This window comes from Blautia sp. LMAG:36, assembly GCF_008680535.1.
GTDB classification, from domain to species: domain Bacteria; phylum Bacillota; class Clostridia; order Lachnospirales; family Lachnospiraceae; genus Blautia_A; species Blautia_A fusiformis.
On sequence record NZ_NALB01000006.1, the window covers coordinates 132,153 to 155,070 of the forward strand.

Annotated in this window: 20 protein-coding genes; all 20 read left to right on the plus strand. The window is 40.9% G+C overall.

What is annotated here, in order from left to right; genetic code table 11:
• Positions 1–18: 18 nt before the first annotated feature.
• The 20 genes from CCC17_RS07980 to CCC17_RS08075 all read left to right on the plus strand — a co-directional run bounded on the left by CCC17_RS07980 (position 19) and on the right by CCC17_RS08075 (position 22,916).
• Positions 19–1,785, plus strand: a complete 1,767-nt coding sequence (locus tag CCC17_RS07980; RefSeq protein WP_178834031.1) for an ATP-dependent nuclease — start codon at positions 19–21, stop codon at positions 1,783–1,785.
• Position 1,786: 1 nt separating this feature from the next.
• A complete protein-coding gene (locus CCC17_RS07985) occupies positions 1,787–3,127 on the plus strand; it encodes a UvrD-helicase domain-containing protein (RefSeq protein WP_178834028.1) in 1,341 nt (446 codons plus the stop codon).
• A gap of 30 nt (positions 3,128–3,157) precedes the next feature.
• Complete coding sequence (locus tag CCC17_RS07990; RefSeq protein WP_178834025.1) at positions 3,158–4,165, plus strand: hypothetical protein; 1,008 nt, start codon at positions 3,158–3,160, stop codon at positions 4,163–4,165.
• A gap of 228 nt (positions 4,166–4,393) precedes the next feature.
• Positions 4,394–4,621, plus strand: coding sequence for a glycoside hydrolase family 113 (locus CCC17_RS07995; protein ID WP_287082890.1), 228 nt, complete (start codon positions 4,394–4,396; stop codon positions 4,619–4,621).
• A 243-nt stretch (positions 4,622–4,864) separates the two neighbouring features.
• Positions 4,865–5,638, plus strand: coding sequence for a NifB/NifX family molybdenum-iron cluster-binding protein (locus tag CCC17_RS08000; RefSeq protein WP_287082892.1), 774 nt, complete (start codon positions 4,865–4,867; stop codon positions 5,636–5,638).
• A 208-nt stretch (positions 5,639–5,846) separates the two neighbouring features.
• A complete protein-coding gene (locus CCC17_RS08005; protein WP_287082893.1) occupies positions 5,847–6,557 on the plus strand; it encodes a sulfite exporter TauE/SafE family protein in 711 nt (236 codons plus the stop codon).
• Between the two features lie 44 nt (positions 6,558–6,601).
• Positions 6,602–7,795, plus strand: coding sequence for a PucR family transcriptional regulator (locus CCC17_RS08010; RefSeq protein WP_287082894.1), 1,194 nt, complete (start codon positions 6,602–6,604; stop codon positions 7,793–7,795).
• A gap of 241 nt (positions 7,796–8,036) precedes the next feature.
• Positions 8,037–9,374 (plus strand): aminotransferase class III-fold pyridoxal phosphate-dependent enzyme, encoded by a 1,338-nt coding sequence (locus CCC17_RS08015; RefSeq protein WP_015525486.1) that lies wholly within the window; start codon positions 8,037–8,039, stop codon positions 9,372–9,374.
• 18 nt (positions 9,375–9,392) lie between these two features.
• Entirely contained in the window at positions 9,393–10,520 is a 1,128-nt protein-coding gene (locus tag CCC17_RS08020; protein WP_287082896.1) for an iron-containing alcohol dehydrogenase family protein, read from the plus strand.
• A 113-nt stretch (positions 10,521–10,633) separates the two neighbouring features.
• A complete protein-coding gene (locus CCC17_RS08025) occupies positions 10,634–10,969 on the plus strand; it encodes a P-II family nitrogen regulator (protein WP_015525489.1) in 336 nt (111 codons plus the stop codon).
• A gap of 27 nt (positions 10,970–10,996) precedes the next feature.
• Positions 10,997–12,532 carry an APC family permease gene (locus tag CCC17_RS08030; RefSeq protein ID WP_118368510.1) on the plus strand — a complete coding sequence of 512 codons (1,536 nt, stop codon included), beginning with the start codon at positions 10,997–10,999 and terminating at the stop codon, positions 12,530–12,532.
• A 373-nt stretch (positions 12,533–12,905) separates the two neighbouring features.
• Positions 12,906–15,524, plus strand: a complete 2,619-nt coding sequence (locus tag CCC17_RS08035) for a cation-translocating P-type ATPase (RefSeq protein WP_287082898.1) — start codon at positions 12,906–12,908, stop codon at positions 15,522–15,524.
• 2 nt (positions 15,525–15,526) lie between these two features.
• Entirely contained in the window at positions 15,527–16,741 is a 1,215-nt protein-coding gene (locus CCC17_RS08040) for an AI-2E family transporter (RefSeq protein WP_287082899.1), read from the plus strand.
• A 60-nt stretch (positions 16,742–16,801) separates the two neighbouring features.
• Entirely contained in the window at positions 16,802–17,215 is a 414-nt protein-coding gene (locus tag CCC17_RS08045; protein ID WP_015525494.1) for an EamA family transporter, read from the plus strand.
• Positions 17,216–17,252: 37 nt separating this feature from the next.
• The gene (locus CCC17_RS08050; RefSeq protein WP_015525495.1) at positions 17,253–19,226 is read left to right on the plus strand and encodes a bifunctional metallophosphatase/5'-nucleotidase; all 1,974 of its coding nucleotides are present in this window, start codon (positions 17,253–17,255) and stop codon (positions 19,224–19,226) included.
• Between the two features lie 170 nt (positions 19,227–19,396).
• Positions 19,397–19,819, plus strand: a complete 423-nt coding sequence (locus tag CCC17_RS08055; RefSeq protein ID WP_015525496.1) for a MarR family winged helix-turn-helix transcriptional regulator — start codon at positions 19,397–19,399, stop codon at positions 19,817–19,819.
• 1 nt (position 19,820) lies between these two features.
• On the plus strand, positions 19,821–20,267 hold the full coding sequence (locus CCC17_RS08060) for a hypothetical protein (RefSeq protein ID WP_330577303.1): 447 nt from the start codon (positions 19,821–19,823) through the stop codon (positions 20,265–20,267).
• Positions 20,264–20,941, plus strand: coding sequence for a hypothetical protein (locus CCC17_RS08065; protein ID WP_015525498.1), 678 nt, complete (start codon positions 20,264–20,266; stop codon positions 20,939–20,941). The genes CCC17_RS08060 and CCC17_RS08065 overlap by 4 nt, the downstream gene beginning before the upstream one ends.
• A gap of 168 nt (positions 20,942–21,109) precedes the next feature.
• A complete protein-coding gene (locus CCC17_RS08070; RefSeq protein ID WP_044962204.1) occupies positions 21,110–21,844 on the plus strand; it encodes a class I SAM-dependent methyltransferase in 735 nt (244 codons plus the stop codon).
• Positions 21,825–22,916: a hypothetical protein gene (locus CCC17_RS08075; RefSeq protein ID WP_287082900.1), complete on the plus strand. Its 1,092-nt coding sequence runs from the start codon at positions 21,825–21,827 to the stop codon at positions 22,914–22,916. The genes CCC17_RS08070 and CCC17_RS08075 overlap by 20 nt, the downstream gene beginning before the upstream one ends.
• The last annotated feature ends 2 nt before the right edge of the window (positions 22,917–22,918 follow it).

A 22,918-nucleotide genomic window follows, 5' to 3' on the forward strand; every position in this document is an offset into this window, starting at 1 on the left:
AAAAAAGGAAGTGAAGATTTGAAGATTACACATGTTAAAATACGCAATTATAGAAATTTAAGGGATATAGATATAGGTTTAGCAGAAACAGTAGCAATTATAGGGGAAAATAATAGTGGTAAAAGCAACTTTTTAAAAGCAATCACGCTTCCTTTTTTGACTGATGATAATACACATATCAGTAAGAAATTATCATGGATTGATATAAACAATGAAACTAAGAAATGCTATTATAAGAAAATTATTCTGAATCAAAATAAAATTAGGAATGATGAGATTACTGTTGAGCAATTTGCAGAATTTTTACCGACAGTAAGTGTTGAAGTGAATATTCAGGCAAGTGGTGCAGAGGAATATTATGTTAAGGATATGTCGTATGCAATCGAAGATGGAGAAATTCAATATGGAATAAAATATGAGTTCGCTCCTAAGAATTGCGCAGACATATTCAGAGTGGTAAAAGAAGTTGTATCTCAGACTGAAATTAACGATGCAAATTTAAAAGAGGTTAAAATGAATCTCTTACCAGTAGAATATTATAATTATTCAATAAAAGTTTCGGATGGTAGCAATGTGCCATATGATACATTGAGAATGTTCAAGTACGAGGCTCTTGAGGCAGAAAGAGATGATTTTTCAAAAACTAAGAATCAGTTGGGCTCAAAATTTTTGGTTGATTTATTGAAAGATAGACTTTCTGATCAGGATAAATTGAAAATAGAAAAAGAATATAGTCATTTCTTTGAGGCACTAAAAGAAATTAGTGATATTAATGATATAATTAACTGGCAAGAAACATCTGAGCTAAAGGGTGCAAAGAAGTTTTTTTCGCACATTAACATTCTGCCTAATATGCCACCAATGCAATCTATTTTAAGTAGTGTAAGGTTGGGATATTCAGAAGAAGAATTGTCAATGCAAGGATTGGGATATCGTAACTTAGTATTGCTGTTTGTGCTGATTAATTCACTGCTTGGAAAGGAAACAGATATTGCTCTGGATGTTTTAACGATAGAAGAACCGGAAGCTCATTTGTGTATTAATAATACAAGATTGATGGTAAGTTTTTTAAAAGCATTTACGGATAAGAATAAAACTGTGCAGTTGTTTTATTCCACACATAGTACTGAATTCATTAACAAGATGAATTTAAAAAATGTGGTGGTTTTACATAATGGAAAAGCTTACTCATTTGCAGATGAATTAGAGGATGAAGATTTTGCATATTTAGCAAAGAACCCTAATTTGGATCTTTTTAAACTATTTTTCTCTAAGAAATGTATTTTGTTTGAGGGAATATCGGAAGAATTATTAATTCGTTCTTATATTGACTCAAAAGAAACATTAAGTGACATTGAAGTGCTGTCATTTCATAAAGGGTTTAAAAAAATAATGAATATTTGGAAAAAAGTCAATGAAGGTTCTGGCAATAAATTGGGCATTGTTCGTGATTATGATAATCAACCTAACGCTAAGAAGCAACATGATAAATATAATGATGATAAGGAAATATGTGTTAGAACAACCGAGTATTATACTTTAGAACCGGAAATTGTAAATACGGGTGACAACTATAAGATATTGAAGAACAAATATGGAGATGTTTTTGGTTGGAATGATATGACAGCTGAGCAGCTTACAGAAGCGTGGAAAAATGCAAAAGCAACTGATATGTTTACGATTTGTAAAGATTTAGCTAGTGGAGAATTAGAAGGTTTTCAAATGCCAAAACATATCCAAGATGTTATAGATTTTCTTTCACAAGAGTCAGAAGAGGTGTTATAAAGTGGAAATAAATATAGCAGGTGCAGGAGCAGGAAAGACTACAAAGATGTCTGATAAAATAATACTTCTTCGTAATCAAATTGATGCGGAAAAGAAAATATTTTGCGTTGCATTTACTAATAGTGCCGTAGATTGTATTCGTAGAAAGCTGTGCGAACATTATGTACAAATTCCGGAAAACATAATAGTGAGTACGATTCATTCGTTTTTGTATAGGGAAATAATAAAGCCATATTATCATTTACTTTATGGAAAGAAATATGAAAAAATTTCTATTGCAGAATTACCACAAGACGCAAAGTATAAAAATGCAAAGATTAAAAGACTTGATGATATGAATGTACTTCATCAAACAGTAATTCCTGAACATGCTAAATGGGTATTGTGTAAAAAATCAAAGGATACAAAAAATATAAAAGATGGGAGACAAATAATTAAAAATGCAATTGTAAAATATTGTGGTGCAATCTGTATAGATGAAGTACAGGACATAGATAAGCATATGCAAGAAATTATAGAAGAATTAAGTGGAATGGAAATCCCAATGATACTGATGGGAGATCCGAAGCAGGATTTAAAAGGATTTAAATGCTTAAGAAATCTTATGTCTATATACGAACAAAATGTTAGATATATATCAGAATGTCATAGATGTCCGCAATTACATTTAGAACTGTCAAATCGTTTGGTAGATAAAAATGAAAAGCAGAAATCTGAAAAGGACTCCGGTCAATTATCAGTATATTATGAAAGTGAAATTGATTGCCACACATTAATTGAAAGACAAAAATATGATTTGATGTATATATCCCAGAAGCAAGGGGTGTATGAAACACACGACTACAAGAAGAATAACATAAGAGAGAATTTAGCGGAAGAGCTTGAACCATTGCTGTTTGAGAATCATCCAACCAAAGATGCTCAGACAGTTAAAAAAGTAGCGTATTATTATGCAGGGAAGATGATTGAAAAGTACAGGAGTACTAGAGAGAAAAAAGATGCAATGACATTACTGAGCAATTGGGAAAAAATAGATTCAAGAAGATATGGCATCATCATAAATCTTTTTGAAGATGAAAGCCCAATAAAACAAGAAGATAAGATTTTTGTAAAATCTATAGACTACATAAAGGGAATGGAGGGTGAGAAGTGTTTATTCATTCTCACAAATGACTTGGCAGCACATTTATTTAACAATAATACAGAGACGAATAAAACAAAGAATAAACTTTATGTAGCACTTACACGTTCGCTAAATGAATTGTCGATATACATATTAAAAGAGGTTGAGGATAAATACACAAAGAAGAGAATACAGGATTTTTTTGAAAGATATCTTTGAATATAAGATGATAATAAAGGTGGTGATGAGATGTTGGTAGATGAAATATGGGATTTCAAAAGTATTAACATGGGACGCGAGTTAGAGATTTCTGGAGAATTTATATATGAATCAGCAAAGAAAACAATGTCGATAACTGGATTAAATAATCAATATGAGATTAATATCATATTGTATACCGGAGCAGTTGGTATAGAACGGTTACAAAAAATTTATTTGTGTCTTGTTCTACAAAATCCAACTGATAAGGAATCTGTTCCAAAGTGCCTTGTAGAACATAACCATCATGAATTAGAAAAAGAAATTGAGAAATATACTACAGAACAACTTTCAAAAAATGGAAGAAGTCTTTTGGGAGTTTTTTCTAATTATTATAATAATTACCGATATGCAAATTATATACCGGGAAAAAATAGTAGTGAGTTGAGAAAGTTATTTATTAGTTTTTTGAAAAAACAAAATGGAAAATTTAATTTTGATGAGCCATGTGCTTTGATCCAGTTTGATGCATTCAAACGTTTTTACATAAATGAATTGGGAAAATTGGCTAGATATTATTTTGAATTAATAGAACATAAGGCAAGAGATATTAATACGTATACATATGAGATTGACTCGTATTCAAATGCTGCAAGAGTCTTTTTATCAACTCAAAGAAGATCTTTTTATGAGCAGATGGTTATTGAACAAAATTCAATAAAAGAGCTACTGCTCTATATGTATAAGAATAAGCGAGAGTCTGGTGCTTTTAGATTACTGAATGATATGGAATCTTTGGAAATGGATGATGCACTAGTAAATGATTATTTAGCTGATTTATGTGAGGGAAAAGTCAATAATTGGTTGATAGATTATGTAGACGAGCTGTATGAAGAAATGGAAGACATAAAGAAAAGAAAAGAGCGTAAGGAATTATTGGCATTGATTGGAAATAGATCGGTTTTGTTTGATTTTGATGATTTTGAAGATGATGAAAATGAATCATACCACAGGAATATGTTTGAAAGCGACGATATTGAGGGAGGAGAGAATTTGTAGTTGCAAAAAATGAAAATTAACTTGTCATTCAGGTATCATCAAGTTATAATATTCCCATGGCAACAGTTTGGCAACAACCATTCAGTAGGTCAAAATAAATAGTGTAATTGATATATAAATATGCCCCATACTCGACCGAAACTTAAATAAAATAAGTTAAGTGATGTTTGGGTCATAAAGAGTTTGAATAATTGCAATTATTTTTTCGCACTGCCTTTTGACATTTAATTGCAGGGAGAACTTCGCCTGGAAGAACAGTGTGAATGGTATCGTGCAATGTTTGAGGCCTATAAGAAACGACCATGGCTTTGTGGCTTTGCTTTATGGGAGTGGGCACCGAAGCTGCCTTCTGCTTCCGAGGCATGGAAGGACGACAGCTATGAAATATGTGAGAAACCGGTGCAGGAGATAATAAAGAGATTCTATGAGCATGAGGCAGGAACCTCATTAATGTAATATTTGTAAAGGAAAAAGAACAGTCTGTTTTGATGGGATTAATTTCTGTTATGACAGACTGTTTTTTCTATTCCATTATCAATAGTTGATTTGCGGAAAAACATCGAAATATATGTGTCGTGAGGAGAAGTTTATGCTGTATATAATACTATTAGCTGAGCTATATGGACATATGTCAAAAATATTATTGACATATGCCTTTTATAGAACTATTATATAAGAAAAGCGAGAAAGGAGCAGTTTATGCCGAGACCAGTAAAATGCAGAAAAGTTTGCCATTTCCCCAATGTTTTAGAATTCTTTCCGGCAGATGATACTGAGAAAAAAACACCTATTGTTCTGACGGTAGATGAGTATGAAACCATCCGTCTTTTGGACAAGAAAGGTTATAGTCAGGAGCAGTGTGCAGAATCTATGCAAGTCGCAAGAACAACTGTTCAACGAATTTATGAGATTGCCAGGAAGAAAATAGCAGATGCACTCATTGATGGATATCCGCTTAAAATTGAAGGTGGAGATTTCAAAATCTGTGATGGTCAGAGCAGTAACTGTGGGCTTGGAGGATGTTACAAGCAGGAGCTTCATCAAAAATATGCAGCGGAAAAAGGAGAAGGTATCATGAGAATAGCAGTAACGTATGAAAATGGACAGATTTTCCAGCACTTTGGACACACAGAGACATTTAAGATTTACGATGTAGAGGAAGGAAAAGTAGTACATTCAGAAGTAGTAGATACGAATGGAAGCGGACATGGTGCATTGGCAGGAGTTCTTAAAGCATTGAATGCAGATGTTTTGATCTGTGGCGGAATCGGAGGCGGCGCACAGACAGCGTTAGCGGCAGCCGGCATTAAGCTTTTCGGAGGAGTTTCCGGAGATGCGGATGAAGCAGTAGAAGCTTTTATCAATGAAACACTGGAGTATAATCCGGATGTGAAATGTTCTCATCACGAGCACAGCCACGGGGAAGGACATACATGTGGCGAGCATGGATGTGGAAGCCATAGCTGTCATTAAGAAAAATAGCAAAAAATAATAATACAAAAGAATGTGTCAAGGTAATGGAGAAAGGCAACTGTTGACTTTTGCTTTTTAGCGTGCTAAAATCGAGAGTGTAGAAAAACAAAGACGTTTTGCAGTCATTATTGCAAAGCGTCTTTTTATTTTATCAGCAGTGATAAAGAGTGTGCGGTAAACAGATAATACAGAAAAGGAAGAATGCTCTATGAAAGAATTGTTATTTTTGCTTGTATTGTTTGTTTCTAATGTTATTCAGGCTATCACAGGGTTTGCCGGTACGGTATTGGCGATGCCGCCTTCCGTTTATTTGCTTGGGCTGGATCATGCAAAGGTGGTCCTGAATGTTATGGCCTGGCTGTCCGGACTGATGATCGCAGTGACCGGATATCGACATATAAAATGGAAAGAATTGCTTAAGATGTCTGCGGTCATGTTGGTTGGAATGTTTGCAGGGATACAGATCTGCCGGATCGTGAAATCTGAAAATATTCTTCTGACAATATATGGAATCATAATCGTCGTAGTTGCATTAAAGAATCTGTGCATCCATACAGAGAAAAAACTTCCGGATCTCATTTTGTGGATAGTTCTGATCCTGGCAGGGATAATTCATGGTATGTTTGTATCAGGAGGGGCTTTACTTGTGATCTATGCAACACAGGTACTGAAAGAAAAAGAAGAATTTCGTGCGACAGTGGCCCCTGTATGGGTGGTGCTGAATTTTTTTCTGATGGTTACCCAGTTCAGGAGCGGCCTGGTTGGAACGGCAGATATTCGACTGATCTGTATCAGTATCCTGCCATTACTTATAGCTACATGGTTAGGTAAAAAGCTGGTATGTAAAGTATCTCAGAAGGTATTTCTGAATCTGACTTATATACTGCTTCTGATATCTGGAGTATCTTTGATCGTCTGATGCAGTTGATCACAGGAAGCTGCGGTGGAGAAAGGTGTATAAATATGGCAGTAACATTGCGTGAGATCATAAAACAGGTACAGCATCTGGAGATGAAGCTGGTAGCAGGTGAGACAGGACTGGATCATGAAGTGTCATGGACTCATATGGTAGACAGCGACACGATTTCTGCATTTCTGCAGGGACAGGAACTTACCTTTACAACAGGGTTGGGACTGAATGAAAATCTGACTCTTCTTCGTCTGGTAAAGGAAGTATGGCGAAACAAAGCCAGTGGAATCGTGATCAATATAGGGCCTTATATCAGTGAGATCGGACAGGATGTTATTGATTTTGCAAATGAAAAGGGATTCCCGGTATTTGAAGTACCGTGGAGGGTTCGAATGGCTGAAATCATGCGGATCATATGTTTTGCAATAACAAAAGAGCAGCAGAACGCAATTGAGGTTGCGACGGCACTGAACAATGCCTTTTTATGTCCGTCCCAGGAAGAACTGTATGTTTCGGCACTGATGAGAAAAGGGTATTTTACAGACAGTGCATATACGGTTGTGAATGTGTGTGTTCTGGAAGACAATGATCGTGTAACAGGAACAAGGCTAGAGCAGATTTTATCTAAACTGAGCAGTCATATCCGCTGTAATTATAATGGGATTTTGTGTTGTGCCCAGGAAAAGCAGATCCTTCTGGTTCTGTGTGATTATTCTGATGAAGCATGCAGAAAAACTACAGAGAGGATTTTTCAGATACTATGCAGGATGGTATGTCAGAAGGAACAGATTTTTGTAAGTGTAAGTAAGCAGATTTCCGGGATCAGGCAGATTTATAAGAGCTATCAGTTTGCGGAAAAAATGTCTGATCTATTATGTGTCTGTCAGGTTCCGGGTGAGCAAAGCACAGATGGCGGAAAGATTATTTTTTACAAAGATCTTGGGATTTACAGGGTACTGCTCACACTTACAGATAAGGAAGCAATAAAAGAATATCTGGCAGATACAGTAGCTCCATTGTATGAATATGATGAGATGAACCACTCAGATCTGGTCAGAGTACTTCAGTGCTACCTGGCTAACGACTGCAGTGTCAAAAGTGCGTCACAGGAATTGATCGTACATCGAAATACAATTAATTATAAGCTTGGAAAGGCCGCTGAGATACTTGGAAAAAATCTTTCTGATTTTGATGTGCGTTTTCAGCTGAGGCTGGGTTTCTTGTTATATCAGATGAATGAAATGTAAAAGGAAAATGCGGCAGCAGAATAATAACAATTGTGCTGCAGCACAAAAATAATTGGATAGATGTCTATTGCAGACAGCCAGTGTCGAGAGTAATATATGACTCAGATAAGACAAAGGCGTCTGGTTCACAAATGAATGTGGGCCGGGCGCTTTTCTTATTCTACAACAAATAATAAGTTTGTTTACCGCAAAAATGAACAATATTTAAAACTGAATTACAGATAAAGAGGAGGAAGTTATTATGAGTTTAACAGGAAAAGAAGTAGCACAGATGCACAAAGATTATGTGATGCAGTCATGGGCAAGATCAGGAGCAGATACTTTACCGGTAGAAAGAGCCGAGGGAATTTATTTTTACGATTATGATGGAAAAAAATATGCAGATATGGCTTCACTTCTGGTGTGTTCCAACCTCGGACATGAGCTTCCGGAGATCGTTGAAGCGATCAAGGAACAGGCTGATAAGATGTGCTTCATGGCACCGGCATATGCATCCGAGCCTAAGAGCATGCTGGCAAAAATGCTTGTAGAAGCAGCAGGAGCAGATACATACAAGAGAGTTTTCTTCACAAATGGTGGAGCAGAATCCAATGAGAATGCTATAAAAATGGCACGTATGGTAACCGGAAGAACCAAGATCTTTTCCTGTTACAGAAGCTATCATGGAGCTACACTTGGAGCATCCAATGCTTCCGGTGACTGGAGAAGATATGCAGCAGAGATCGGTGGTGCAAATGGGTTCGTACACTTTATGAACCCTCAGATGTATCGTGACGGATATACAAAAGGAGTTGATGATGCAGAGGTAACGAAAAAATATCTGGATGCGCTGGATCTGCAGCTCAGATATGAAGGCCCCGGAAATGTGGCAGCGATCCTGATGGAGTCTATAGTAGGTGCAAACGGTGTCATTCTTCCTCCAGACGGATATATGGAAGGTGTTCGTGCACTTTGTGACAAATATGGAATCCTTCTGATCTGTGATGAGGTTATGGCAGGATTTTACCGTACAGGAAAAATGTTTGCATTTATGAATTTCGACATGAAACCGGATATCATTACATTTGCAAAAGGTGTTACCTGTGGTTATGTACAGCTGGGCGGATGTATTGTAAGTAAAAAGGTTGCGGAGTATTTTGAGGAAAATGTTCTTCAGTGCGGACTTACTTACAGTGGACATACACTTGCATGTGCGGCTGGTGTAGCAGCAATGAAATATTATAAAGAACACGATATCGAGGGCCATGTAGCTGAGATGCATGAGATCGTTGCTCCGTTTATGGATGAGATGGTAAAGAAGCATAAATGTATTGGTGAAGCAAGATGTATCGGTTTGTTCGGTGCACTTGAAGTAGTCAAGAATAAAGAAACCAGAGAACCGATGCAGGAATACGGCGTACCCGGACCGGTAATGCCGTGGATATTTGCAGAATTAAAGAAACGTGGCTTTGCAACCTTCGGACGTGAGAACTTTATTGAAATCTGTCCGCCACTGATCATCACGAAAGAGGAGCTGGAAGAGTATCTCCCGATCCTTGATGAAGTGCTTACAATGGTCGATGAAAAATTTTGTGACTGATAAAGCAGGAGGTAGCCTATGAACTGGGATTATCTACAGCCGGTAAAAATTCATTTCGGCAAAGGCAGAGTAAAAGAAATCAAAGAAATAGCCAGAGAGCTTGGCTACGAAAGAGGCCTTCTGGTGGCAGGACCGTTTTTCTTTAAAAGCGGTCTTGCCGAAAAGGTCATAAAAGAGTCAGAAGGAATGATCGTTGCTTCTTTTGGAGATGTTTCTCCAAACCCGGACGTTGCAGAGGTAGATGCCTGTGCGGAAGTGATCCGGCAGAAAAATATCGGATTTGTGGTAGCACTGGGGGGAGGCAGTCCCATGGATTGTGCTAAAGCAGCTGCCAGTGTAGCTCTGACTTCGGATTCCATCCGTAAGTATCATGGAACCGGAGTAGCAATGCCGGAGAAACATCTTCCACTGATCGCAGTTCCTACGACTGCAGGAACAGGAAGTGAAGTGACCTGTGTATCAGTTCTTTCGGATCATGCAAATGGAAAAAAAGCGCCGATCGTATCAGAGGGATTTTATCCGGCAGCAGCTATCATTGATCCGGAACTTACTTATACAATGCCACCGCAGGTTACGGCAGGAACAGGAATTGATGTTCTTTCCCATGCGATCGAAGGCTATTGGAGCAAAGGTCATCAGCCGATCTGTGATGTACTTGCGATGCATGCAGCAGAACTGGTATTTAAATATGTTTACAGAGCATACAGGAAGCCCGATGATGAGGAAGCAAGGGAGAAAATGTGCGAAGCATCTTTGATCGCAGGATTGGCGTTTACTTTACCGAAAACCACTTCGTCCCATGCGTGTTCATTTCCATTGACCAATATTTATCACATCCCGCATGGCGAGGCGTGTGGCCTGACCCTGGATTATTTTATAAGAATCAATGCAAAAGGCGAAGGTGGTGAACGTGTAGAGGAATTTGCCAGAAGGATTGGATTCAAAGATGCAGAAGAGATGGCGGATGCAGTTCTTGAATTAAAGAAAAAAATGGGATTGCGGTGTGATCTGAAGGATCTGGAGCTTGATGATGATCAGATTGCGGAGCTGGTTCGTATCAGCAGACATCCGAACCTTTATAACAATCCGGTGGAGATCACAGATGAGATGCTGGGTGAGATGTATCGATATCTGGCCGGAAAGTGAAAGATTTTGATTGAATATTGAAAAAAATAATGATAATATAGAAAGAGACGATGGAGTCCGGATACTTTTGTATCTGGGCTCTTTTTGTATTTATGGATGGGAGATGAAGGATTATGAAACTGATCACAGCAATCGTAAGACCTGAGAAAGTGATGGACGTTATCAAAGCACTGGAGCAGGAAGGATATTTTGCTTTTTCAAAATGGGCAATTTCAGGAAGAGGTAAGGAAAAAGGAATTCAGGTAGGGGATGTCCTTTATCAGGAAATGGCAAAAAACATGCTGTATATTACTGTTGGGGACAAAGAAAAAGATGAGGTTGTAGATATTATCATTAACAGTGCAAAGAGTGGGCAGTATGGTCATTATGGTGATGGAAAAATTTTTGTTTCCGATATCAGTGAGGCATATACGATCAGTGAAGAAACCAGAGAAGATGATGATGAATGATATGATTGATGAAGCAGGAGGATATATATGGGTGAAAGAAATAAAAGAACAAAATTAAAAAAATCCATGGGACCTGGTTCGATCTGGGCAGTTGCAGTCGGTTCCATCATTGGATGGGGATGTTTTATACAGGGTGGTCTCTGGACAGAACGTGCAGGTGGACCGCTCCCACTGTTTCTGGGATTTCTGGCAGGCGGTCTTTTAATGATCGTGGTAGGATACAGCTATTCTTATATGATCGCAAAATTCCCGGTAGCGGGTGGTGAATTTGCCTATGCATATAAAGGCTTTGGAAGAACTGCTTCGTACATATGCGGATGGATGCTGTCGCTTGGATATCTGTCTATTGTAGCTTTGAATGCAACGGCACTTCCGGTATTGGCATCCTATATTTTTCCTGGAGTCTTTAACAGAGGTTACCTGTATACAATTGCAGGATATGATGTATATATGGGTGAAGTCGGATTATCCCTGTTCTTTATCATACTTTTCGGGATCATGAATTACAAAGGTGCGAAATCTGTAGGAAATCTTCAGCTTGCGATGGTCCTTATCATGTGTGCAGCGGTTGTTGTATCAGTCATTGGTGTGATCGCAACAGGACATTTTGATGCTTCAAACTTGCAGCCGGCATACGGAGCCGAAGGCAAGTCTCTTGGAAGCGGTTTTGTATCTATCCTGGCATTGGCTCCGTTCCTTTATGTAGGATTTGACTGTATTCCACAGGCGGCAGAAGAATATGATTTTCCACCACAGAAGTGCAAAATGCTGATTATTTCAGCATTGATCGTAGGTGCTTTGATCTATGGTGCAATGGCACTGGTGACAGATTGTGTTGTTCCCTGGCAGCAGGTTCTGACTATGACAGATGCGAATGGAACTCTTGTAAAATGGCATACAGGTGCAGTTCTTGATCTTGCAATGGGAAAAGTTGGTGTGTGCTTTGTGGCACTGGCAGTGTGCATGGGAATTTTTACCGGTATGAATGGATTTTTTATGACATCCAGCCGTCTTTTATTTGGTATGGCAAGAGCAAAAATGCTTCCGTCAGCTTTTGAAAAGGTTCATCCGGAGCATAAAACTCCGTCCATATGTGTTGGGTTTACCATGATCATCTGCTGTATCTGCCCATTTTTCGGTAGAGAAGTGATCGGCTGGGTTGTAGATATGTGTTCCGTAGGTACTGCGTTCGGATATTTCTTTACCTGTGCAGGTGCTTATATTCTTCTGAAAAAATATGGCGATGATACAGATACAAATAAAATCCATCCGGCAGTAGCAATGGGCGGCTGCGTGATCTCTGTTGTAATATTGCTGCTCCTGATCGTTCCCGGTTCTCCAGCATTCATGGCTCCACAGTCCTTTGCAGCACTGATCGTGTGGGTGTTGATGGGAGTTACCTTCTATTTTGTTTCAAAGAAAAATTTTGCGAAAGTCACTAAGAGGGAAATGGATTATCTGATTCTTGGAAATGTGCAGGTAGTTCGAGGACTGAGAAAAGGAAAAGACCAGGGAAGAGTTGTACAGGGAAATATTGTGGCTGATCAGAGTAATAAATCTTAAAAGGTAATAAAACGGCTGCAGGCCTATAATACTTTCAGGGTAACAGAAAAACTTCCATTCAAAAAATGGGAGTTTTTCTGTTACCGGAGTATCATATTTGCAAGGTGTGATTTATAAAGTATCTTGACAGAGGTACCGATCCTGTTATACTATTAAAACTGATAAAGGGGAGTAACCTACGTTTGGAAATCTGCGTTTGCAGTGTCGTCAGTACGGTGGAAACATCCGGCGCTGCAGGGAAATGGTGAGACTTTTATTGCATTTTTTGTTGTGCAATAAGGGTTTCTTTTTTTATATCCTTTTATCAAAAAAATCCTTTATTGCATAAAAAAATTACAGTTGGTGAATATTTGCAAAAAAGGAGGCAAAGGGAATGAAAGAAATTTATCAGCAGACAGCAGAAGAAGTTCTCGAGCGTGTGGAAAGCAGGGAATCAGGGCTTACCGATGAACAGGTCAGACGGTCCAGAGAGAAGTGCGGATGGAATGAGCTTGCAGAAGGAAAGAAAAAAAGTATTTTGCAGATCTTCTTTGAACAGTATAAGGATTTTCTGGTGCTGATCCTGATCGCATCGGCAGTGATATCCGGTATGCTTGGAGATGTGGAAAGTGCAGCAGTTATCGTGATCGTTATTACGATCAATGCGATTTTGGGAACTGTGCAGACAGTAAAGGCTGAGCAGTCCCTGCAGAGCTTAAAGAAGCTTTCCGGACCGGAGGCAAAGGTATTACGTGATGGTGTGGCGGTACAGCTCCCGGCAAGAGAACTGGTTGTAGGAGATGTGATCCTTCTTGAAGCAGGTGATATGATCCCGGCCGATGGAAGATTGATTGAAAATGCAAGCCTTAAGGTCGATGAAAGTGCCCTTACCGGAGAAAGTCTTGCGGTTGAAAAGAGTATGGACATTATTTTGGAGGAAGCACCGCTTGGTGATCGGACAAATATGCTGTTTTCCGGAAGCTTTGTCACATATGGGCGTGGCAGAGCGGTTGTAACGAATGTAGGAATGCAGACAGAGGTTGGAAAGATTGCGGGACTTCTGAAATCGACTTCGGAAAAACAGACGCCACTTCAGGCGAATCTGGATGATTTTGGAAAGAAGCTTTCCATTCTGATCCTGATATTTTGCGGAATTCTGTTTGCGATCAGTGTATTCCGCGGTGAGAAGATCAGCAGTGCATTTATGTTTGCAGTAGCACTTGCAGTCGCAGCGATTCCGGAAGCTTTAAGCTCCATCGTGACGATCGTCCTTTCTTTCGGAACACAGAAGATGGCAAAGGAGCACGCGATCATTCGTAAGCTTCAGGCTGTGGAAGGTCTTGGAAGCGTATCTGTTATCTGTTCGGATAAGACCGGAACACTCACACAGAATAAAATGACAGTAGAAGATTATTATATTGATGGAAAAAGAATCACAGCAGATGCAATTGATGTAGCAGATCCGGCGCAGAGATGTCTTTTGGACTACAGCATTTTATGTAATGATTCAACAAATGAAAATGGAGTGGAGATCGGAGATCCGACGGAAACGGCATTGATCAATCTGGGCAGCCGGTACGGAATCGAGGCTGCTGGTGTAAGAAAGCTTTATCCAAGGGAAGGAGAACTTCCCTTTGACAGTGACCGTAAGATGATGTCAACACTTCACAGAATTGATGATGAAAACCGGATGATCGTAAAAGGTGCGGTTGACCGGCTTCTGGAGCTGACAGACAGGATCTGGACAAAGGACGGAGTTCGGGAAATCACAGAAGCAGATAAAGAAAAGATCCGGCGCCAGAATCAGGAATTTTCAATGGAAGGGTTACGGGTACTGGCATTTACCTATCGTGAAATTCCGGAGAAGCATGTATTGACGACAGAAGATGAGAACCATCTGGTATTTCTTGGCCTGATCGCTATGATGGATCCGCCGAGGGAAGAATCAAAGGCTGCAGTTGCAGAATGTATAAAAGCGGGGATTCGGCCGGTCATGATCACGGGAGATCATAAGATCACAGCAGCGGCAATCGCAAAAAGGATCGGGATCCTACATGATCTGTCAGAGGCCTGCGAAGGTGCTGATATTGAAAATATGAGTGATGAGCAGCTGAAGGAGTTTGTCCCGAATATTTCTGTGTATGCAAGAGTGTCACCGGAGCACAAGATCCGTATTGTCCGTGCATGGCAGGAGAAGGGGATGATCGTGGCAATGACCGGAGACGGTGTGAATGATGCTCCGGCATTGAAGCAGGCAGATATTGGTGTTGCAATGGGAGTGACCGGAACCGAGGTCGCAAAGGATGCCGCAGCAATGGTGCTTACAGATGATAATTTTGCAACAATTGTAAAAGCAGTGGAAAACGGACGAAATTTATATCAGAATATCAAGTATGCGATCCAGTTTCTTCTGTCCGGAAACTTTGGTGCGATCCTGGCAGTTCTTTGTGCATCCCTTGCAGGACTTCCGGTTCCTTTTGCACCGGTACATCTGCTGTTTATCAATCTTTTGACAGACAGTCTTCCGGCGATCGCGTTAGGCGTGGAGCCGCACAGCAGTGAGGTGATGAATGAGAAACCAAGATCAGCAGACGAGTCAATACTGACAAAGGATTTTCTTGGTAAAATCGGTCTGGAAGGACTGGTGATCGGTATGATGACGATGATAGGATTTTTGACAGGATATCATCAGAATGGTGCACTGCTTGGCAGTACTTATGCCTTCGGAACACTTTGTCTGGCACGTCTGTTCCATGGATTCAACTGCAAATCGGATCATCCGGTTATCTTTACAAAACGTTTCTTTAATAATAAATGGCTTCAGGGAGCATTTGTACTTGGGGCAGTACTCATTACCGCTGTACTGACGGTTCCAGGATTTCATCTCCTGTTTAAAGTAGAGACGTTGGATCTGATGCAGCTTGGCTGTGTATATCTGTATGCGTTTGCAAGTCTTCCGATCATTCAGCTGCTTAAATGGATACGCATGAAATTAAGAAAAAGAGGAGAATGATAGTGGATATAAGTAAAATATCTGTAAAAAAAATCCGAGAGCTTATTGTGTTTACAGCATTTCTTGTGGTCGCCCTGTGGAAGTTTGATGTGGTGCTCGATGTGCTGAAAGCAATATGGGGGATCGCATTTCCTTTTGTACTTGGCGGAGCGATCGCATTTGTGACCAACGTGCCAATGAGCTTTTTGGAAAAGAAAATTTTTGGAAGGGTAAAAAAAGAAAATAAGATAGGTGCAAAACTGGCAAGACCGATAAGTCTGTTCCTTACGATCGTATTTGCGGTTGGCGTGATCGTACTGGTGATGTTTGGTGTGATCCCGCAGCTTACGCGGACAATGGGAACTCTGATGATGAGTATCGCTGATTTTATTCCGCAGATGCAAAGCTGGATCCGGGAATTCTCCCATAATAACCAGGAAATCATGAAGCTGGTAGATCAGGTACAGTTTAATCCGGATCAGGCGATCAAGTGGGGGATAAGCCTTCTTGGAAACGGTGCAGGAAATATGATGAATACCACAATGTCAGCAGTGGGTTCCATAGTCAGTGGATTGGCAACCTTTTTTATTGCTTTTTCATTTGCCTGCTATGTCCTTTTTCAGAAGGAGAAGCTGCATGTGCAGATCCGAAAAGTATTTTTTGCCTTTCTCCCAAAGAAAAAGGCAGATGCTTTTCTTAAAGTCTGTTCTCTGACTTATCGGACATTTGCAAATTTTCTTGCAGGTCAGTGTCTGGAAGCTGTGATCCTCGGCTGTATGTTTGTTGTGATACTGAGTATTTTGAGGATTCCATATGCACTTTTGATCGGAGTTTTGATTGCGTTTACCGCATTGATTCCGATTTTCGGGGCCTTCATCGGGTGTGCGGTGGGAAGCTTTTTGATCTTTATGGTAAATCCGAAACAGGCAATTTTATTTATTATAGTATTTCTGGTGCTGCAGCAGATCGAGGGAAATCTGATCTATCCTCATGTTGTGGGTGAATCCGTAGGACTCCCGTCGATCTGGGTTCTTGCAGCAGTTACGATCGGCGGAAACCTTATGGGAATTGTAGGTATGCTTGTTTTCATTCCGCTGCTTTCCGTGTTCTATACTATCTTTCGGGAATTCGTATATCTGCGCCTGAAGAAAAAGCATATCAAACAGGTGACAAAGACAGAAATAGAGGAATATACGGCGGAGGAAATTGTAAATAGTGACATATCAGAGGGGAAATGATATGATGGACTTGTATTGGGATAGTTAAGAAAAATCTTATATTTAAGTGGGGGAGTTACTATGTGGTTTGTGTTTGCCTTGCTGTCTGCTGTATTTGCGGCGCTGACCTCCATACTGGCCAAGATAGGTATTGTCGGTGTTAATTCGAATCTTGCAACAGCGATTCGAACGATGGTGGTGCTGGTTATGGCGTGGGGAATGGTTTTCCTCACAAATACCCAGGGCGGGATCGCAGCGATCAGCAAAAAAAGCTGGCTGTTTCTGATCCTTTCAGGTCTGGCAACGGGTGCTTCGTGGTTATGCTATTATCGTGCTCTGCAGATAGGCGATGCATCCAAGGTTGTGCCGATAGACAAGCTGAGTGTTGTGATCACACTGGTACTGGCATTTGTTTTTTTGCATGAGAAATTCACAGCAAAATCGATGATGGGATGTATTTTGATCGGTGTGGGAACATTATTGATGGTTTTGTAAAAAGGCATAAGAAAACTATATACAAAAGGAGAGTGTTATGAAAACACGAAAGAAAATTTCAGCAAAGCTGCTGGCGATCATGCTTATTGCTGCATTGCTGCTTCCTCTTGCATGGAATGTCCCGGTGGAAGCAGCCGAGGCAAAACAGATCGATGTTTTGTTCAGCCATGATACACATTCGCATTTGAACAGCTTTTCAACCATCGTAGATGGAGAGCAAAAAGAAGTTGGCGGATTTGCAAGGATCAAAACTCTGATCGATGAAAAGAAGCAGGAAGATCCGGACACCCTGGTGCTGGATGGCGGCGATTTTTCCATGGGAACCCTGATTCAGACCGTATACGAAACGGAGGCGGCAGAGCTTCGGATGCTGGGATATCTGGGGTATGATGTGACGACTCTGGGGAATCATGAATATGATTATCGTTCAAAGGGACTGGCAAATATGCTGGAGGCTGCGAAGGCTTCCGGTGAGACAGTGCCGGCACTGGTAGTGTGCAACGTGGACTGGGACAACATGGAGCAGGATGGATTAAGCGATGGTCAGAAGCAGATCCGGTCGGCATTTGAAGCCTACGGTGTGAAGGATTATGTAGTAGTTCAAAAAGGAGATGTAAAGGCTGCAGTAGTCGGTGTGTTCGGTAAGGATGCCCTGGAATGTGCACCGACCTGTGAATTAAAGTTCAAGGATCCGGTTGAGGCCGTAAAACAGACGGTAGAAGAGATCCGAAAAAATGAAAAAGTGGATATGATCGCTTGTGTGTCCCATGGAGGAACCTGGGAGGATGAGAACAAATCGGAGGATGAGATCCTTGCAAAAGAGGTGCCGGATATCGACTTGATCATCAGCGGACATACGCACACAGAGCTGAAAGAGGCAATTCAGCATGGGAACACATATATCGTATCCTGCGGCGAATACGGAAGAAATCTGGGATCACTTTCCATGACACAGAAACAGGACGGACGGTGGGAGCTGACATCCTATGAGCTGATCCCTGTTTCTGAGGATGTAAAACCGGACCAGGCGACACAGGAACAGATCGATGCCCTGATGGATACGGTGGATAAGAATTATCTTGCCGATTTCGGCTATACAAGGGAAGAGGTTCTTGCTGAAAATGATGTTGAATTCAACAGTCTGGAAGAAATGGGCACGAAGCACGAAGAGTTGAATCTTGGTGATATCATGTCCGATGCATACATATATGCAGTGGAGAATTCCGAGTATTATGATGGTGATCCGGTTGATGTAGCCGTTGTTCCAAGCGGAACCGTGCGGGATACATACACAAAGGGCGATATCACAGTAGAGGATGTTTTTAATTCCTTTTCACTGGGAATCGGAAAGGACGGTGTTGCCGGATATCCGCTGATCAGTGCATACCTGACCGGAAAAGAGCTGAAGCTGGCAGCGGAGGTGGACGCTTCTGTATCGGATTTTATGACAACGGCAAGGTTATATTGCAGTGGATTGAATTTTGCATACAATCCACATCGGATGATCCTGAATAAGGTGACAGATTGTTATCTCACCAGGGCAGACGGAGAGCGGATCGAGATCCAGGATGACAAGCTGTATCATGTTGTGACAGATCTGTATACCGGCCAGATGCTTGGTTCTGTGATGAAAATGTCCTATGGACTGCTGTCTCTTGAACCGAAGGACAGGGATGGGAATCCTATTGAAAATCTGGAAGATCAGGCGATCATGGAGGATGACAGGGAATTAAAGGCCTGGGATGCGATCGCAAGATATATGCAGTCCTTTGAGGATACAGACGGCGACGGAATTGCCAATGTGCCGGAATATTATGAGACGACACATGGACGTAAGGTTGTGGAGAACAGCAGAAATATCATTGATCTGGTGAAGCAGCCGAATAAGTTTTCGGCAATGATCGCAGGTATTTGTCTGATCTTTATCGTGATCATTGTGCTTGTGGTATTTCTGATCCGAAGGATGATCCGCAGGATCAAAGTCAGAAAAGGAAAGAGAAATTCAAAATAAATATACGGCTGAGAAGAAAGCTGTCGCTTTAGCGGTTGATAGATCGCAAAGCGGCAGCTTTTATTTGTGGCAGATATATAAATGGTGAAAGAAGATATTTTATAGTTGACAAATAGAGAACAATGCCATACAATCGTTCTAAATAGAACGAAAAGATATGGAGGAAGGCTATGTTTTTCTGGGATCAGCATAAAACGATAACAAGCTGTTATGAAAAAGTCACAGGGAGTGTATGTGAGAAATATCAGCTGACGCATATGGAATATGATATCCTTATGTTTTTACACAACAATCCACAGCATAATACTGCGGCTGAGATCGTTAAAGTCCGTAAGTCGACGAAATCCCACGTGTCCTCTTCTCTGAAAAATCTGGAGAGCAGAGGTCTGATCGAAAGGATCCAGAGTGCGGACAATAAGAAGCATATCGAGATCGTTTTATTAAATAAGGCAGACCGGATTATTGAAGATGGAATAAAAGCACAGAAGGAATTTGCAAAAATCGCTTTGGACGGCCTGACAGTGGAAGAGAAGCGTATTTGTAAAGAGGTGTTTCATAAGATCTGCGAAAATGCGGATAAATATATGAGGTGAGATGATGAAAAAGAGATTTCATGTAAAGAAAAGGACTCTTTTGCTGATCGCGGGTATTGTATGGCTGATTGCCGGATTTAATGTTGCCAGACTTGGGATATTATCATACCGGGTGATCGATCGGAAGTGGTATCTGTATCTGTTTTCGGTCGTTGTATTTTTTATGTTTGGCATGATGTTTTATAAGATGAGCAAAAAGCATACAAAAAGGATCCTGGGATATGAGAGCCACCGTCCGTTCTGGCATTTTTTTGATCTGAAAGCATATCTGATCATGACATGTATGATGAGCGGAGGAATTGGTTTCAGGGCAGCGGGAATATTCCCTGATATCTTCGTTGCTTTTTTCTATTCCGGTCTCGGCTGTGCACTGGCCCTGGCGGGGGTGGTATTTACCAGAAATTATTTTTGTTATAAACAATTGATCGTAAAGGAGCAGGAAGCATGAGAGAAAATAGTAAGAAAAACATGCCGGACATAATGGAGGCAATATTTGACGCAGGATATTTGATATTCGATCTGATCGCAGGAATTCTTTTCTTTGTATTTTCGAAGGGTAATCCTTTGTTTATCCTTTACGGAGTACTGACATTGACACTTTGTGGCGGAGATGCTTTCCATCTGGTGCCAAGGATCATCAGAGCTGTCCATGGAAGCAGCGAGAGGATCAGGAAACAGCTGGGAATCGGATTACAGGTATCCTCGATCACGATGACTGTATTTTATATTATTTTACTGTATGTATGGAAGCTTACCTTCCCGGAGCTGAATGCACCGGCAGCAGTGGAAGCAATGATCTGGATCTCTGCGATCATCAGGATCGTGGTATGCTTCCTTCCTCAGAATAACTGGTGTACAGATGATGGAAATATGAAATTATCCATCCTGAGAAATGCAGTTTTTGCAGTTACCGGTATCGGTGTGATCATTCTGTATGCGATCTCCGGAAATGCGAATGGGTATCACATGACAAGAATGGTTGCTGCGATCATCATTTCCTTTGGATGCTATCTTCCGGTAACCTTATTCAGCAAAACAAAGCCCAAGGTCGGATTACTGATGATCCCAAAGACCTGTGCATATATGTGGATCATTGCAATGGGACTTCATCTTCTGTTTTAGGACAGCAAGCATTAAGTAACCGCCTGACTATGGATCAGACATTGGATGTCCGCAGCGTATTTTGGTACGTCTGCGGACATCTTTTTTTGAGATGAATTGCAATTTTTTTTGTAAAATTGTAGAATGAAAGAGCTTATGAAAAAGAGTCATGAAAGAGAGAATCGGGAAATGAATGATAAAATCGCAGTCTGTCTTGGAAAGGGCGGACAGAGAGATATGGCGGAAGCCTTTTGCAGGAGGACCGGAGCGCAGCTTCAGGATAAGCCGGGAGATTTTCTGACGGTGCGGTTTGATTCCAGGGGCGTTTCGCTGTCCGGTTTCGGGCTGACCTATCAGGGGGATTTTGTGGAGACGATGCTTCACAGAGTTACCAGAGGCAGACTTCAGCATGAGATGCTGGTGAAGGCGGTGAAGTCAGATAAGGAGGGAAGGAAGGCCATCGATGCTACGGCAGGAATGGGTGAGGATGCCTTTCTTCTGGCAGCCCAGGGCTATGAGGTGACGCTGTACGAGCAGAATCCGGTGATCGCAGCCCTTCTTAAAGATGCCATTCGCCGTGCCAAGAAAAATATGGATCTGAAAGATATTGCCGGTCGTATGAAGGTGATCGAGGGAAACAGTGTAGAAGGTATGTCAAAGCTTCTTGATCCTGTAGACGTGATCTATCTGGATCCTATGTTTCCGGCAAGACAGAAATCCAGCCTGATCAACAAGAAACTTCAATTGATCCAGAAGCTGGAACCACCGTGTTCCGGGGAAAAGGATCTTTTTGATGCAGCTATCAGAGCAAATCCGGATAAGATCATCGTCAAGCGTCCGCTGAAAAGTGAATGTCTTGCCGGCCGGGAGCCGTCTTATACATTGAAGGGGAAGGCAATACGATATGACTGCTATGTATTATAAAGTCAGACACTATCAATACAAAAATCGAATCGGAAATCTTAAGTCTGAAGCTGTAGGCGTGGTAAGCGGGGAAAAACATTTCCCCATATTTCCTGGAAATATGATTTTCAAGCCACTGACGAAATCCAAACCATTTTCCACGCCACTATATGCTTATGCAGAGGTGTTCTGGTCAACGATCATTAATGAATATTTTATGCCTGCGCCCAGGTATGAACTGGCCATCTGTGAAGGGTATGAGGCAGTAAATGAAAAATATCTTGACTACGGAACGGCAGTACCCATGGCCTATAAAGAAGGGGAATCCCTTTTGAATCTTCTGGAGTTTTTCAGGAAATATCCGGATGAAAAGGTAGATATAGATAATTATGTAAACTATTGCCAGATGTTTTATGATTATAGAGATATTTTTGAAGCTGATTTTTTGCAGGAGCATCAGGAAATGGCGGAACAGCTTGCCATGCAGGTACTGATCTCTGTCCTGAAGGGAGACCAGAATTATCATTATGAAAATGTAGCATTTCTCTGTGATAAAGATGGCGGGATCATAAGTCTTGCACCTATGATCGATCATGAATTTTCTACGTATTTTATGTTTCCGGACGATATTTCCCGTCATGTATACTGGCTGATGGAATTAAGCAAATCCATCCGCGGATGGGAAGTCCGGCCTGGGGAATATGATAATTTCAAAGATCCGGAAGAACGGAAACTAATGGAAAAAAGTGCCACCTGTATTCATAAAAATCTCCTCTATATAAAAGAACATTATCCGCAGACAACGGAAGAATTTCTGGATAAAGCAGAAAAACTGAAAACAGCATTGACGGAAGCTTCAGAGGATTTTCTGATCCGGGGAAATACGGAATATCCGGACTGTGCGGATTCCAGTGCCTGGCTGATCGGAAAAGCCCGATACAAGGATAAAGATGAAGAGAAAGCCAGCGCTTATGAGGCGGAATTATACGGAAAGGTGAAAAAGCTTGATTTCCAGGACGTAAGTATCAGTGCAATAAATGAAATAAAAGCTGTGATCAGTCAGATGGAAGAAGTTTTGAGAAAGAGAGAATAAAC